Origin of the sequence: Klebsiella sp. HC6 (assembly GCF_022605325.1) — a bacterium.
Taxonomy (GTDB): Bacteria; Pseudomonadota; Gammaproteobacteria; order Enterobacterales; family Enterobacteriaceae; genus Klebsiella; species Klebsiella terrigena.
The window spans coordinates 856,159-870,182 of record NZ_CP093276.1; the positions used below are offsets into that span (position 1 = coordinate 856,159).

Here is a 14,024-nt window from a genome sequence, read left to right on the forward strand (position 1 = left end):
CTTATTCTGTCAGCGCCGCGACCTGAGTCGGGATCTGTTGCGGGTTAATTATTTTTATCTGCTTGTGCCGGCCCAGTTCGCCTTTTTCAAGAAGCACCTGGCTTTTCGCGACGCGAAACTGTTTGGCGAGGAACTTAATCAGATGGGCGTTTGCCTGACCATCAACGGGCGGGGCGGTAATGGCGACTTTGAGCTCGTCGCCATGTAAACCAACGATGCTATCACGGCTGGCCTTGGGCTGAATATACAGCCGCAAAACCAGCCCGTCGGCGCAGGCTTCGACGGCACTCATAGCGCCATCCACAGCCCCGGAAGCAGCACGTTACCGGTTGCCTGAAGCAGTTCGGAAATGCCCATGTTAATCACGTACAGCAGCAGAACCAGCACCATCGGCGAGAAGTCGATCCCGCCCATTGACGGCAGCAGCTTGCGAATAGGGCGCAGCAGCGGGTCGGCGAGCTGCATCAGCACGTATTCAACCGGGCTGCGGCCCTGGCTTACCCAGCTCATAATCGCCATCAGCAGCAGCACCCAGAAAATCAGCAGGCCGATAGTCTTAATCAGGATCAGCAGCGCGGAAATCCAGATGATCGGCTGGAAGGTGACCACCATAAACAGCACGATGGCTTTGATGACGCAGAGAATAAAGGCCAGCAGCATCGAGGCGCTGTCGAGCGGCCCCAGGGCCGGGATAATACGGCGCAGCGGCCCAACGACAGGCTGGGTTGCCTTCACTACAAACTGCGAGAAGGGGTTGTAAAAGTCGCAGCGTGCCCACTGCATCCAGACGCGTAACAACATGATCATGGTGTAGAGTTCAATGACCGTTGAAAGCAGGAAAGTCAACGTCTTCATGGCGTTCCTCAGATTCCTTAATTTTTGCTGTAGTCGCGCGCACCGAAGATTGCGGTACCGATGCGCACCATAGTGCTTCCCGCCGCGATAGCGGCTTCCATATCATCCGACATTCCCAGAGACAGCGTATCGACCGCAGGGTAGTGCGCCTTCAGTCGCGCAAATGCTACCGCCATTTGTTGGGCGACGGCAAACTGCCTTACATACTCTGACTCAGGGGCCGGAATGGCCATTAATCCGCGCAGCTGCAGATGCGGCAGGGCATCGATCTCTGCCGCCAATGCATCCAGCTCCTCAGGTGGGATCCCTGATTTGCTTTGCTCGTCGCTGATATTAATTTGAATCAACACGTTAAGCGGCGGCAGATGCGCCGGACGCTGCTCGCTAAGGCGGGCGGCGATCTTCAGCCGGTCGACGGTGTGGCACCAGTCGAAATGCTCCGCCACCAGACGGCTTTTGTTGGACTGCAGCGGGCCAATAAAGTGCCACTGCAGATGGTGAGCCCCGGCATCCTGAAAATGGCGAATTTTTTCCACGCCTTCCTGAACGTAGTTTTCACCGAAAGCCACCTGACCAGCAGCCACCGCTTCTTCGATCGCGCTCGCAGGTTTGGTTTTACTGACTGCAAGCAACGTAACTTCTTCTGGCGAGCGGCCGCAGCGAGCGGCAGCGCCTGAGATTTTGTCCCGGACCTGTGCCAGGTTATGCGCAATATCGTTCATATTCCGAGGATGAGTTATGGAGCTGGAAGAAATAGTGGCCCTTAGTGTAAAGCATAACGTCTCCGATCTACACCTGTGCAATGCCTCGGCGCCGCGCTGGCGTCGTCAGGGGAGGCTGGAGCCCGCGCCCTTCACGTCGCCGGAGATCGGCAAAATACTCGCGCAGTGGCTCAATGACGATCAGCAGGCGCAGTGGCAGGCCAGCGGACAGGTTGATTTCGCGCTGGCGCTACCCGGCGGGCCGCGCCTTCGCGCCAGCGCATTCGCCCACACGCGCGGGCTGTCGCTGGCGCTGCGCCTGCTGCCGGAAGCCTGCCCGCGGCTTGATGAGCTCTGCGTTCCCGCCGCGATAGCCGAGCTGCTCAATGAAGAGAGCGGGCTGATCCTCGTGACCGGCGCCACCGGCAGCGGTAAATCGACCACCCTCGCGGCGATGGTCGGCTATCTCAATCAGCGCCTCGACGGCCATATCCTGACCCTTGAAGATCCGGTGGAGTTTGTCCATGGCAGCGAGCGCTGCCTGGTCCAGCAGCGTGAAATTGGCCGCCACGCGCCGTCGTTTGCGGCGGCGCTGCGGGTGGCGCTGCGCCAGGACCCGGACGTCATTCTGCTGGGCGAGCTGCGCGACAGCGAGACCATCCGCCTGGCGCTGACGGCGGCGGAGACCGGGCACCTGGTGATGGCCACGCTGCATACCCGCGGCGCGGCGCAGGCGGTTGAGCGCCTGGTTGACGTTTTTCCTGCCCAGGAAAAAGAGCAGGTTCGCGGCCAGCTGGCGGGAAGTTTATGCGCCGTACTGGCACAAAAATTATTACCGGATATATCTGGCGGTAGAGTTGCGCTATTCGAGCTTTTGGTAAATACCCCGGCGGTGGCTAATTTGATCCGTGAGGGTAAAACCCATCAGCTGCCCGGCGTTATGCAGACCGGACAGCAGAGCGGAATGCAGACTTTTACGCAAAGTTTTCAACAGCGTGTCTCCGCAGGTCGCCTGTAGCCGGAGGTTTTATATTCAGTCATCCTGCCAGTTTGTTGTTATCATAATGTTTTATTAATGTTCTTTGATATTGATTTTAAATATAGGCAAGCGTAAATAACTACGTCAAAATAATGAGTGTCTGGAATTGGCTTAGGCATTATCCTCGCAGAAATGGGAAAAAAATAAGATTATCTTTTGACACTTTTAATGAATTCACCTTATGCTGTTTGTGGGGATAGGATGATTCCCATGAAATATTTTTTTAATATGTAAATTTATTTCAGTTTATTAATGAATATGTGATTTTTTGTTTTTAATTCATTTAACCACTATGATGGTGGATGCTTGCTAAGGAGAGTTTTAAGTGATTAATTTATCAGGTAATTGTGCTCATTCTCGTCAGATTATCTTTATTACTCATCCCTCGATTCAGAGTCAGTCTTTTGTCAGCGGACTGGCGGAAACCCTATCGATCGCAGTAACTCTGCATAATATCAATAAGCCGCTGACGCAGCGCTTAGCGAAAGACTGTGTAATATTGTTTGATATTGCCGTGTCGAATAAAAAACTGAACGGCGTGTGGCGAGATATTATTCGATCGCACGCAGAGAGCCCGCGCCTGTTGATTATCAACAGCGCACAAAAGTATGAGCTCTATGAGATGGCGCAGTGGCCCGCGCTCTACGGCGTATTCCGCCATGACGATGACGTCTCGCGTTTAATTGAGGGCGTTAAGGCCGTGCTGAACGGCGAACAGACGGCTGAATTGAGCGTGATGCACCCGGCGATGTACGCTGCGAATCATGCATCGGAGCCGGCGGAAAGCTCGCCGCTGACGGAACGGGAATGTGAGATCTTAAACGAACTGCGCTGCGGTGCGACCAATATGGATATCGCCCGGGCGCTGTTCATTAGCGAGAATACGGTGCGCACTCATCTCTATAACGTCTTTCGCAAGCTGAGCGTGAAGAATCGTACCCAGGCGGTGAGCTGGGCTAACGAGCATCTCCGTCACTAGGTCGTCACGATGATGGCGCCGGCTCGGCGCCATCATGTCGGGGCTTAAAAACCCTGCTCGAAGTAGCTTTCCAGAATAACCACCGCCGAGGCGGAGTCGACGCTGCCTTTATTCAAGGCGCGAAACCCGCCGTGCTCGAAGAGCCCCGCGCGGGCCTCCACCGTGCTCAGACGCTCGTCATGCAGGGTTATCTTGACCCCAAAGCGGCCGTGAATTTTATTGGCGAAGTTGCGCGCGCGCGCGGTTAGCGGCTGCTCGGTGCCGTCCATATTCAGCGGCAGGCCGACGATAACGGCTTCAGGCTGCCACTCTTTCAGCAGCTTTTCGATAACGTTCCAGTCCGGCTTTCCGTCCTGTGCTTTGAGCGCAGGAAGCGGGCGGGCGGTGCCGGTAATGCGTTGCCCAATCGCAACGCCGATGCTTTTGGTGCCAAAATCAAAGCCCAGTAAGGTTCCACTCATTATGCGTGCCCCGCAACGCCGGGCATCGTCACAATATCGATCCCAATCAGTTTTGCCGCTTCACGCCAGCGATCGGCAATCGGCGTTTTAAACAAAATATTCTGATCCGCCGGGGCGGTGAGCCAGGCGTTATCGAGCAGCTCCTGCTCCAGCTGTCCCTTTTCCCAGGAGGCGTAGCCCAGCGCCACCAGAACGTTGCTCGGCTGCTTATCGGTACCGAGAGTTTCCAGTACGTCCCGCGACGTGGTGATCACGGTATTGTCGGAAATACGGATGCTGGAAGAGAAGTCAGAGGGCGGCGAGTGCAGAATAAAGCCGCGATCTTCCGCCAGCGGGCCGCCAAGCATGACCGGCTTATCGAGGCGAATATCGGGATTGCGCGGCTCAGCGACAATTTTCAGCTTCTCGAGGATCCCGTCAATCTGCAGATTTTCCAGCGGTTTGTTGACGATAATACCCATGGCACCGTCATCGTTGTACTCGCAGATATAAACCACGGAGCGGCGGAATATAGGGTCCTGAAGAGCAGGCATGGCAATCAAAAAGTGATGCTGTAAATTCATTGTCAGAGGTTCTGTTCCTGGTGGTTCAAAAAGCAGCACTCAGTATGCGGGCAAAGTGCCGCCCTGTCGATTCAACTTTATCTTTCACGCTACAGGTGCGTTGGCTTCCTCACTCGCCCCGGTCACATAGTAAACTATGCTCCCGGGCGCTCGCTGCGTCGCCGCCTTCCTGTAACCTGAAATCTTTCGTTGAATCAGTTTGGCTGATTATCGGTTCGAAAAGGGCGAAGAGTAAAAAGCGAAAGATAAAGGGTAAAAAGCGAAGAGCAAGGAGCAAAGTGCAAGAGAACAAAAGAACAAAAGAACAAAAGAACAAAAGAACAAAAGAGCAAAAGAGTAAAGGGGCGTTGGCCCCTTTACTCTTAAGCTTTCGTGGAAGCAAGCTGGCCGGTTGCGGATGCAACAAGGACGCTGCGTTTTCAACCGGCTCATCCATAAGCCGCGGATTACTTAGCGAGGCGCTTCTCGATGGCGTCCATCAGCATCCCGGTGATGGAGATCGGGAAGGCGGCCTCAATCTCGCGTACGCAGGTTGGGCTGGTGACGTTAATTTCCGTCAGGCGATCGCCGATGATATCCAGACCGACGAAAATCAGGCCCTTGGCCTTCAGCGTAGGGCCGACGCGGCGCGCAATCTCCCAATCGCTCTCGGTCAGCGGGCGGGCTTCGCCGCGACCGCCGGCGGCCAGGTTGCCGCGCGTCTCTCCGCCCTGCGGAATACGCGCCAGGCACCAGGGAACCGGCTCGCCGTCGACGACCAGCACGCGCTTATCACCGTCCTTGATGGCCGGCAGATAGTTCTGCGCCATGCAGTAGCGGCTGCCCAGATCGGTCAGCGTTTCCGCAATCACCGGCAGGTTAGGATCGCCCTCTTTCACGCGGAAAATAGAGGAACCGCCCATGCCGTCCAGCGGCTTGAGAATAATATCGCCGTGCTTTTCCCAGAAGGCTTTCAGCTGCGCCTTGTTGCGGGTGACCAGCGTTTCTGGCGTCAGGTCGGCAAACCAGGCGGTAAACAGCTTCTCGTTACAGTCGCGCAGGCTTTGCGGCTTGTTGACGATAAGCGTCCCCTTATCTTCCGCGCGCTCCAGAATATAGGTGGCATAAATGAACTCGGTATCGAACGGCGGATCCTTACGCATCAGAATCACGTCGAGATCCGCCAGCGGCAGATCCTGCTCACCGCTGAACTCGTACCACTTATCGTAATTCTGCTCTACGCTCAGCGTGCGCGTACGGGCGCGGGCTTCGCCGTTGATTAAGTACAGGTCGTTCATCTCCATATAATGGAGTTCGTAGCCACGACGCTGGGCTTCCAGCAGCATGGCGAAGCTGGTGTCTTTCTTGATGTTGATGGTTGCGATGGGGTCCATCACGATGCCGAGCTTGATCATTATTATTCTCCGTTAACGCTTCAACCTAAGTCGCCAAAACGCACCTGTAGCGCGGTAATGGCGGTTAGCGCAGTTGTCTCTGTACGCAGAACGCGCGGTCCCAACAGAATATCAGTAAACTGGTAACGAGCGGTCATCGCGATCTCTTCCGCTGACAGCCCCCCTTCAGGGCCAATCAGCAGACGAATGCGCTCGACCGGCAGCGGCAGCGTGTTGATGCTGGCGCTGGCGCGAGGATGCAGGTTCAGCTTCAGGCTATCATCCTGCTCCGCACACCAGGCCTCCAGCTGCATGGCCGGGCGAATCTCTGGCACCACGTTGCGGCCGCTCTGCTCGCAGGCGGCAATGGCGATTTTCTGCCACTGCTGGATCTTTTTCTGCAAGCGTTCGGCATCCAGTTTAACCCCGCAGCGCTCGGAAAACAGTGGCGTAATGAGGCTTACCCCAAGCTCGATCGATTTCTGGATGGTGAATTCCATCTTTTCGCCGCGCGACATGACCTGACCGAGGTGAATATGCAGCGGCGATTCGCGGTCGTCACGCTCGCTGCTGACGATCTCAACCGTCACGTTTTTCTTGCCCGCGTCGACGATTGTGGCTGCAAATACCTGATTACTACCGTCAAAAAGCTGAATGGCCTGGCCTTTACCCATTCGCAGTACGCGGCCAACGTGGTTCGCCGCGTCGTCGGAAAGGGCTATCTGGCTACCGACGATAATCGGCTCAGGGTGGTGGATGCGGGGAGTGCGCATGCTTGATATTCCGTTCTTCGCGCAGGCCCCCGGTTCCCCGCCGCGGCGGGAGAATAGCGGGACCTGCAAATTAACAATTGCCGCTAGTGTAGGTTAGCTCTTTTGCGCCTGGCAAGCCTGCTGGACGTAAGGATTGTGGTTGCCCTGAACTTTAGCGATACGCTCATCGCGTTCGCACTCCCAGCGGGTGACCGGGTAGGTCTTATTCCAGGCGGTAAACAGCTGGGTTTGCTGGCGGGAAAGGGTGAGCTGATAGCTATCGCGCATATAGAAGTAGGTCCGCGCAATCGCGCCGCGCGCGCGCGCCGGCGGCTCGGCGACCTTCTCTTTAAAATCGACCTTCATCGCGCACTGGCCGTACTGGCCCTCGCCGCCGTTCCACTGGCTGTACATATAGTTAGCGCGGTCGCCGTTGACTTCGCCAACCGCCGGCTGCAGGTTGTGCATATCGCTTTCCATCCTGCGGTATACCGGATCTTTGGCGCAGTTTTTACGCCCGCCGTCCTGCCAGCACTGGCGCTGGTGGCCAAACTGCCACGCCGGGACGACGTGCTCCCACTCGACGCGGCCGGCGCGGTTTTCGTTTTTACGCACCTTATAGCCGCAGGATTGTAGATTGATTACGCCTTTTTTACCCTGCCAGTCGATTTTGCAGCCGCAGTAGAAGTCGCCGGGGGCGTCGGCGTTAACCTTCACTCCGGCGGTTTTTGCCTGGGAAAAACTGTGGATCCCTTCGGCCATAGAGTGACCGCTAAAGGCCGCAGTCAAAAGCGCTGCGGCAAAAATATGAGTACGGGACATCGTGAACTCCGTGTCAAAACGAGCCCGCAACGTAGCGAATGCGATTGTCAGATGCAATCAGTCAGATCAGAAAATTTCCAGTTATAGCCGATATTTACGCTTCGGCGACCAGCAGATCGCCGCAGCGAACGCAGCGGTAGGTGGCTTCGCCGCGCGTCACGCGGTTGTGACGGCGAACGGTAAGCTGGTGCTGCTGGCACCGGCAGCGGTAGGGGAAGGTATTCTGCCGCACGGAGTCCAGTTCGAAGCGGTGGGTGCGGCGGGCCGGCACTTCCAGCACGTTTTCCATCATCCATTTCCACTCTTTGCCGTGCGGCGCCACGCGTCCAAAATGCTGCCACACCAGCAGGTGCGCCAGCTCGTGCGGCACGACCTCATCGATAAACGCCTGCTGGTTCTCCAGCAGCAGCACCGGGTTGAGGCGAATTTCATTCTTCTCCAGCCAGGCGGTGCCAGCGGAGGTTCCCCGCTGCTGATAGACCAGCGCGGGTTCCGGATAGCGGCGCTCAAGCTTGAGGTTCGCGAGGGCGAGTTTTTCCCGCAGGCTGCGCATTACGGCCTGCTGCGTAGCGATGGGAATTCGGGGCGTCTTCATAGCGCCAGAGGATAGTGCGGTGAGGAGAGGAGAGCAAGAAGAAGCTTCCTCCCGCGGGGGGAGGAAGCGCGGTGATGGCTAGTCGCGAGCGCCGATTTCACGCAGCGGACGGCCCTTCATCAGGTTACGTTCGATATGTTCCAGCGAAACGTTTTTGGTTTCCGGAATAAGCCACAGGGTCAGGAAGATGAACAGGATGTTCAGGCCGCCATAGACCCAGAAGGTGTTCGCGCTGCCCAGCGAGTTCAGCATGGTCAGGAAGGTCGCACCGACGATCATGTTGGCAATCCAGTTGGTAGCCGTGGAGCAGGTGATGCCGAAATCGCGGCCCTTCAGCGGCTGGATTTCTGAACACAGGACCCAGATCAGCGGGCCGGCGCTCATGGCGAAGCCGACGATAAACATCAGCAGCATCAGCACGGAGAAGTACTGCGCGGTCGTGGAGTGGATGCCGATATGCATCATGCTGCCCAGCACGCCCATGCCGACGGCCATGACGATAAAGCCGAGGATCAGCGTTGGCTTACGGCCCCAGCGGTCAACCAGGCCGATCGCGATAAAGGTCGCCAGCACGTTGGTCAGGCCGACGATGACCGTGCCCCACATCTGCTCGGTGGTGTTGGCGTAGCCCGCCAGCTCAAAAATCTTTGGCGCGTAGTACATGATGACGTTCATCCCGGTGAACTGCTGCATCACCTGCAGCAGAACCCCGAGGAACACCGCGCGGCGGAAGTTGCTGTTCTCTTTAAACAGCTCCCAGCCGGACTGTTTGACCTTCAGGCTTTCACGGATTTCATCGAGCTCACGTTTGGCTTCCGCGCTGGTATCACGCAGGCGCAGCAGCACGCGCTCAGCGTCGACAAAGCGGCGTTTTGCGGCAAACCAGCGCGGGCTGTCCGGCAGGAAGAAGACGCCAATCAGCAGCAGAACGGCCGGGATGATTATGACCCCGAGCATCCAGCGCCATGCGCCGCTGTAGCTAAACGCGGTATCCGACAGATAGGCGCCGAGAATACCGATGGTGATCATCAGCTGATACATCGAGATCATGCTGCCGCGAATTTTCTCCGGCGCAATTTCCGACAGGTACAGCGGGGCGGTGTAGGAAGCGACGCCTACCGCCAGGCCGAGCAGTACGCGGGAGATCAGCAGCACTTCAACGTTCGGCGCGGCGGCGGAGCACAGCGAGCCGGCAACGAACAGGATGGCGCCGATCATCAGGCTTTTCTTACGGCCCAGCTTGAAGGAGAGCCAGCCGCTGCCGACCGCACCGACCGCGGCGCCGAACATCATCGAGCTCACCACCCATTCCTGAGTGTGAGCGGTAATCTGAAACTCGTTGGCAATAAAGGGTAGGGCACCCGCAATGACGCCGATATCAAGGCCAAAAAGCAGGCCAGCCAGTGCGGCGAGGAAACAGACAAAGAACGTCATCGTTTTGTTCGAGCGCCCTTGTTTTTTGTTGTCAGGCATAACGCCCTCCAGTTGAGTTATTGATTCTGTCGCTGCTTAGAGTAGGGGAGTGCGTAGCAAAAAAATGTGATTGCAATCACGGCTGTGTAATCGCTTACACTAAGGTAAAGAAACGTAATCAATAAATATTTATATAAATCAATGTAGTATTTGAGTTTAGTCGACGCGACAAAAAGCACAAATCAGACTTACCTGAAACAGTATGTAACATTGTGACAGATTGCTTCATTAACGCTGAACCTGAGCTAACGAATGGCTGCCAATCTTATGTAATCGCTTTCATTATCTGGTGTTGCAGGAGCCGGTGGCGGCGGAGCACGGAGCGCAGTGGGGGGAAGAGGTAAAGAAAAAGGCCAGCACGAGGCTGGCCTTTGAAACGGTAAAGCGCGCGGTTATTTCAGGCCGGCAGCTTCGCGCAGCAGAGCGGCTTTGTCGGTTTTTTCCCATGGGAAATGTTCGCGACCAAAGTGACCGTATGCCGCGGTTTCTTTGTAGATTGGGTGCAGCAGATCCAGCATCTGGATCAGGCCGTACGGACGCAGGTCGAAGAATTCGCGCACCAGCAGCGTTAGCTGCTCGGTCGCAATTTTTTCGGTGCCGAAGGTTTCAACCATGATAGAGGTCGGTTCAGCCACGCCGATTGCGTAGGAAACCTGAATCTCACAGCGATCGGCCAGGCCTGCGGCAACGATATTTTTCGCCACATAGCGCGCTGCGTAAGCCGCGGAGCGGTCAACTTTAGACGGATCCTTACCGGAGAACGCGCCGCCGCCGTGGCGAGCCATGCCGCCGTAGGTATCAACGATGATTTTACGTCCGGTCAGGCCGCAGTCGCCCATCGGGCCGCCGATAACAAAGCGACCGGTCGGGTTGATAAAGAATTTGGTGGCGCTGCTCAGCCATTCGGTCGGCAGAACCGGCTTGATGATCTCTTCCATCACCGCTTCCTGCAGCGATTTCTGATCGATATCTTCCGCGTGCTGGGTCGACAGGACCACCGCGTCGATGCCGACGATTTTGCCGTCGTCATACTGGAAGGTCACCTGGCTCTTCGCATCCGGACGCAGCCACGGCAGCGTGCCGTTTTTACGCACTTCAGCCTGACGCTGCACCAGACGGTGAGCATAGGTGATCGGCGCCGGCATCAGCACGTCGGTCTCGTTAGTGGCATAGCCAAACATCAGGCCCTGGTCGCCCGCGCCCTGCTCGAGCGGATCGGCACGGTCAACGCCCTGGTTGATGTCCGGAGACTGCTTGCCGATTGCGCTCAGCACGGCGCAGGAGTTGGCATCAAAGCCCATATCGGAATGCACGTAGCCAATTTCACGAACCGTATTACGGGTGATCTCTTCGATATCAACCCATGCGCTGGTGGTGATTTCACCGCCAACCAAAACCATGCCGGTTTTGACGTAGGTCTCACACGCGACGCGGGCTTTCGGATCCTGTTCCAGGATCGCGTCAAGCACGGCATCGGAGATTTGGTCAGCAATTTTGTCTGGATGCCCTTCTGATACGGACTCGGACGTAAAGAGGTGTTTTGCCATGTTTTATTTTACCTGTGGAGTATTCGTATAGCTCATACTGTTGTGTGGATTAGCTTTGGTGGATGATTCTACCAAAGCCTGCAGGTAGTGACACGAGCAGTCTGAGTGTTAATCAGTATAGACGGATTAACTTCTGGACGGCTATTTTAGGTCAAATCTTAATCCCATTTCCAGACTTTTTTGATGCGCATCGCATTTATGCGCAATAGTCGGTGGAAATTTTTCCTGCCAGATGCGGCAACGCGCATATTTTTATTTTGCATTTTAGCCTGCTTCTCGGTATAAAACGCCGCGCACGGCTCATTATGACAGCGCACGAAGAGTACCTCGTGACGCCACTTCCAGCCGGGTTAAGCACTCTGTATTGACAGAATCCCGCAGCGGCCTTTGCGCCTGCTGCCAGATAGATAGCTTTGGCTTGTCGCTGGCCCGTTTCGGGGCAGTGTGGAGGTGATACCAGATAATGAACCCACGTTTTTCACCTGATTCGTCGCGTCGTTCCGTCGCGCGTCACTATCCCGCAATCTGCATCTCTTGCATGCACACCTGCCGATGTTCTACCCATCTCGGCGCTTCTCAGGATTCCAGGGCCGGAAGGTCGTCAGAAAACTGAACAAGGGCTCTCTTGCCGCTATTGCAAGGGTTTTCTCGTGGTTTCTCCGGACTGTCACACTACGTTCGGGTACGTGTTTTATTATCATATGAAGAAGAAACCGGTCGCGCAGCCGCAGCGCCAGCACTATCTGCTGGGGTTTAGGACTGTTCATGGGTTGTTATCGCGTCTTTGGACTGCGATAGTAGTTAACTGTCTTACACTTATGATTAAAAATTGAGGTTCGCTATGTCTGACGACATGTCTATGGTTTCGCCTTCGTCAGCAGGCGAACAGGGTGTACTACGTTCTATGCAGGAGGTGGCGATGAGCTCCCAGGAAGCTAGCAAAATGCTACGTACTTATAATATTGCCTGGTGGGGTAATAACTACTACGACGTCAACGAGCTGGGCCATATCAGCGTTTGCCCGGATCCTGACGTACCGCAAGCGCGCGTCGATCTTGCCGAATTAGTTAAAGCGCGTGAAGCGCAGGGGCAGCGCCTGCCTGCACTGTTTTGCTTCCCGCAGATCCTGCAGCATCGCCTGCGCTCGATTAACGCCGCCTTCAAGCGCGCGCGCGAGTCCTACGGCTATAACGGCGACTATTTCCTGGTCTACCCGATTAAGGTTAACCAGCATCGTCGCGTGATTGAGTCGCTGATCCACTCCGGCGAGCCGCTGGGCCTGGAAGCCGGTTCAAAGGCCGAACTGATGGCGGTGCTGGCGCACGCGGGCATGACCCGCAGCGTGATCGTCTGTAACGGCTATAAAGACCGTGAATATATCCGCCTGGCGCTGGTGGGCGAAAAGATGGGCCACAAGGTCTATCTGGTCATCGAAAAGATGTCGGAAATCGCCATCGTGCTGGAAGAGGCCGCACGCCTGAACGTGGTGCCGCGTCTTGGCGTCCGCGCGCGTTTAGCCTCGCAGGGCTCCGGTAAATGGCAGTCCTCCGGCGGCGAGAAATCCAAGTTCGGCCTCGCGGCGACGCAGGTTCTGCAGCTGGTTGAAATTCTGCGCGCGGCGGGGCATCTGGAAAGCCTGCAGCTGCTGCACTTCCACCTTGGCTCGCAGATGGCCAACATTCGCGATATCGCCACCGGCGTGCGCGAATCCTCGCGCTTTTACGTCGAGCTGCATAAGCTGGGCGTCAATATCCAGTGCTTTGACGTCGGCGGCGGCCTGGGCGTGGACTATGAGGGCACCCGCTCGCAGTCCGACTGCTCGGTGAACTACGGCCTCAACGAGTACGCGAACAACATCATCTGGGCGATCGGCGACGCCTGCGAAGAGAACGGCCTGCCGCACCCGACGGTGATTACCGAATCCGGGCGTGCGGTCACCGCGCACCATACCGTGCTGGTCTCCAACATCATCGGCGTTGAGCGTAACGAATACACCGAGGCGACCCCGCCTGCGGAAGATGCGGCGCGCCCGCTGCAGAGCATGTGGGAAACCTGGCTCGAGATGCACGAGACCGGCAACCGCCGCTCGCTGCGCGAATGGCTACACGATAGCCAGATGGACCTGCACGATATTCATATCGGCTACTCTTCCGGCACCTTCAACCTGCAGGAGCGCGCGTGGGCGGAGCAGCTGTATCTGAACATGTGTCACGAAGTGCAGAAACAGCTCGACCCGAGCAACCGCGCGCACCGGCCAATCATTGACGAGCTGCAGGAGCGGATGGCGGATAAAATTTACGTCAACTTCTCCCTGTTCCAGTCGATGCCGGACGCGTGGGGTATCGATCAGCTGTTCCCGGTGATGCCGCTGGAAGGGCTGAACATGGTGCCTGAGCGCCGCGCGGTGCTGCTGGATATCACCTGCGACTCCGACGGCGCTATCGATCACTACGTCGACGGAGATGGGATCGCCACCACCATGCCGATGCCGGAATACGATCCTGATAACCCGCCGATGCTGGGCTTCTTTATGGTTGGCGCCTACCAGGAGATCCTCGGCAACATGCACAACCTGTTCGGTGATACCGAAGCGGTTGACGTGTTCGTCTTCCCTGACGGCAGCGTTGAAGTTGAGCTCTCCGACGAAGGAGATACCGTGGCGGATATGCTGCAGTACGTGCAGCTGGATCCGAACACGCTGCTGACCCAGTTCCGCGATCAGGTGAAAAACTCCGGTCTCGACGAGGCGCTGCAGCAGCAGTTCCTCGAAGAGTTCGAAGCGGGCCTGTACGGCTACACTTATCTGGAAGACGAGTAACATGCTGCGCGCCCTCTCTTGTGAAGGAGGGGGCATCAGGTCGCAC

The 14,024-nt window shown here is 56.6% G+C and carries 15 protein-coding genes and 1 pseudogene; 5 read left to right on the top strand and 11 right to left on the bottom strand.

What is annotated here, in order from left to right; all coding sequences use genetic code 11:
- Nucleotide 1: 1 nt before the first annotated feature.
- From yggU to MMW58_RS04210, 3 genes are read right to left on the bottom strand one after another with little or no spacing between them, the layout of a single operon-like run.
- The gene (yggU, locus tag MMW58_RS04200; protein WP_041147205.1) at nucleotides 2–292 is read right to left on the bottom strand and encodes a DUF167 family protein YggU; all 291 of its coding nucleotides are present in this window, start codon (nucleotides 290–292) and stop codon (nucleotides 2–4) included.
- Nucleotides 289–855, bottom strand: a complete 567-nt coding sequence (locus tag MMW58_RS04205) for a YggT family protein (protein WP_041147204.1) — start codon at nucleotides 853–855, stop codon at nucleotides 289–291. Before MMW58_RS04205 ends, yggU begins: the two co-directional genes overlap by 4 nt.
- A gap of 17 nt (nucleotides 856–872) precedes the next feature.
- A complete protein-coding gene (locus MMW58_RS04210; protein ID WP_133600961.1) occupies nucleotides 873–1,577 on the bottom strand; it encodes a YggS family pyridoxal phosphate-dependent enzyme in 705 nt (234 codons plus the stop codon).
- Between the two features lie 16 nt (nucleotides 1,578–1,593).
- On the opposite strand from MMW58_RS04210, the gene MMW58_RS04215 reads away from it, so the two are divergent.
- Nucleotides 1,594–2,574: a type IV pilus twitching motility protein PilT gene (locus MMW58_RS04215; RefSeq protein ID WP_159237127.1), complete on the top strand. Its 981-nt coding sequence runs from the start codon at nucleotides 1,594–1,596 to the stop codon at nucleotides 2,572–2,574.
- Nucleotides 2,575–2,920: 346 nt separating this feature from the next.
- On the top strand, nucleotides 2,921–3,574 hold the full coding sequence (locus MMW58_RS04220; protein ID WP_133600963.1) for a LuxR C-terminal-related transcriptional regulator: 654 nt from the start codon (nucleotides 2,921–2,923) through the stop codon (nucleotides 3,572–3,574).
- Between the two features lie 44 nt (nucleotides 3,575–3,618).
- Here MMW58_RS04220 and ruvX read toward each other — a convergent pair whose 3' ends face one another.
- From ruvX to metK, 8 genes are all read right to left on the bottom strand, one after another.
- Complete coding sequence (gene ruvX / locus MMW58_RS04225; protein ID WP_041147200.1) at nucleotides 3,619–4,035, bottom strand: Holliday junction resolvase RuvX; 417 nt, start codon at nucleotides 4,033–4,035, stop codon at nucleotides 3,619–3,621.
- Entirely contained in the window at nucleotides 4,035–4,598 is a 564-nt protein-coding gene (locus MMW58_RS04230) for a YqgE/AlgH family protein (RefSeq protein ID WP_041147199.1), read from the bottom strand. The genes ruvX and MMW58_RS04230 overlap by 1 nt, the downstream gene beginning before the upstream one ends.
- Before the next feature lie 446 nt (nucleotides 4,599–5,044).
- Nucleotides 5,045–5,992, bottom strand: a complete 948-nt coding sequence (gene gshB / locus MMW58_RS04235; protein WP_076946673.1) for a glutathione synthase — start codon at nucleotides 5,990–5,992, stop codon at nucleotides 5,045–5,047.
- Nucleotides 5,993–6,012: 20 nt separating this feature from the next.
- A complete protein-coding gene (rsmE, locus tag MMW58_RS04240) occupies nucleotides 6,013–6,744 on the bottom strand; it encodes a 16S rRNA (uracil(1498)-N(3))-methyltransferase (RefSeq protein WP_133600964.1) in 732 nt (243 codons plus the stop codon).
- Between the two features lie 93 nt (nucleotides 6,745–6,837).
- A complete protein-coding gene (endA, locus tag MMW58_RS04245; RefSeq protein ID WP_241722771.1) occupies nucleotides 6,838–7,545 on the bottom strand; it encodes a deoxyribonuclease I in 708 nt (235 codons plus the stop codon).
- Nucleotides 7,546–7,639: 94 nt separating this feature from the next.
- Nucleotides 7,640–8,140, bottom strand: a complete 501-nt coding sequence (locus tag MMW58_RS04250) for a SprT family zinc-dependent metalloprotease (protein ID WP_133600966.1) — start codon at nucleotides 8,138–8,140, stop codon at nucleotides 7,640–7,642.
- Between the two features lie 78 nt (nucleotides 8,141–8,218).
- A complete protein-coding gene (locus tag MMW58_RS04255) occupies nucleotides 8,219–9,613 on the bottom strand; it encodes a sugar porter family MFS transporter (RefSeq protein ID WP_123708801.1) in 1,395 nt (464 codons plus the stop codon).
- Nucleotides 9,614–10,005: 392 nt separating this feature from the next.
- Entirely contained in the window at nucleotides 10,006–11,160 is a 1,155-nt protein-coding gene (gene metK / locus MMW58_RS04260) for a methionine adenosyltransferase (RefSeq protein WP_045857082.1), read from the bottom strand.
- A gap of 517 nt (nucleotides 11,161–11,677) precedes the next feature.
- Here metK and MMW58_RS30235 point away from each other — a divergent pair.
- From MMW58_RS30235 to speA, 3 genes and pseudogenes are all read left to right on the top strand, one after another.
- Nucleotides 11,678–11,773, top strand: a pseudogene (locus MMW58_RS30235) (hypothetical protein); the annotation flags it as partial.
- 88 nt (nucleotides 11,774–11,861) lie between these two features.
- Entirely contained in the window at nucleotides 11,862–11,993 is a 132-nt protein-coding gene (yqgB, locus tag MMW58_RS04265; RefSeq protein WP_133600968.1) for an acid stress response protein YqgB, read from the top strand.
- Between the two features lie 8 nt (nucleotides 11,994–12,001).
- Nucleotides 12,002–13,978, top strand: a complete 1,977-nt coding sequence (gene speA / locus MMW58_RS04270; RefSeq protein WP_133600969.1) for a biosynthetic arginine decarboxylase — start codon at nucleotides 12,002–12,004, stop codon at nucleotides 13,976–13,978.
- Nucleotides 13,979–14,024: the final 46 nt, after the last annotated feature.

Bases quoted from the DNA above. Each gene is read 5' to 3' on its own strand.
- MMW58_RS04215 (WP_159237127.1), top strand. From the start codon at position 1,594: ATGGAGCTGGAAGAAATAGTGGCCCTTAGTGTAAAGCATAACGTCTCC.
- endA (WP_241722771.1), bottom strand. From the start codon at position 7,545: ATGTCCCGTACTCATATTTTTGCCGCAGCGCTTTTGACTGCGGCCTTT.
- MMW58_RS04230 (WP_041147199.1), bottom strand. From the start codon at position 4,598: ATGAATTTACAGCATCACTTTTTGATTGCCATGCCTGCTCTTCAGGAC.
- rsmE (WP_133600964.1), bottom strand. From the start codon at position 6,744: ATGCGCACTCCCCGCATCCACCACCCTGAGCCGATTATCGTCGGTAGC.
- gshB (WP_076946673.1), bottom strand. From the start codon at position 5,992: ATGATCAAGCTCGGCATCGTGATGGACCCCATCGCAACCATCAACATC.
- metK (WP_045857082.1), bottom strand. From the start codon at position 11,160: ATGGCAAAACACCTCTTTACGTCCGAGTCCGTATCAGAAGGGCATCCA.
- ruvX (WP_041147200.1), bottom strand. From the start codon at position 4,035: ATGAGTGGAACCTTACTGGGCTTTGATTTTGGCACCAAAAGCATCGGC.
- yggU (WP_041147205.1), bottom strand. From the start codon at position 292: ATGAGTGCCGTCGAAGCCTGCGCCGACGGGCTGGTTTTGCGGCTGTAT.
- MMW58_RS04210 (WP_133600961.1), bottom strand. From the start codon at position 1,577: ATGAACGATATTGCGCATAACCTGGCACAGGTCCGGGACAAAATCTCA.
- MMW58_RS04250 (WP_133600966.1), bottom strand. From the start codon at position 8,140: ATGAAGACGCCCCGAATTCCCATCGCTACGCAGCAGGCCGTAATGCGC.
- MMW58_RS04255 (WP_123708801.1), bottom strand. From the start codon at position 9,613: ATGCCTGACAACAAAAAACAAGGGCGCTCGAACAAAACGATGACGTTC.
- MMW58_RS04205 (WP_041147204.1), bottom strand. From the start codon at position 855: ATGAAGACGTTGACTTTCCTGCTTTCAACGGTCATTGAACTCTACACC.
- yqgB (WP_133600968.1), top strand. From the start codon at position 11,862: ATGAAGAAGAAACCGGTCGCGCAGCCGCAGCGCCAGCACTATCTGCTG.
- speA (WP_133600969.1), top strand. From the start codon at position 12,002: ATGTCTGACGACATGTCTATGGTTTCGCCTTCGTCAGCAGGCGAACAG.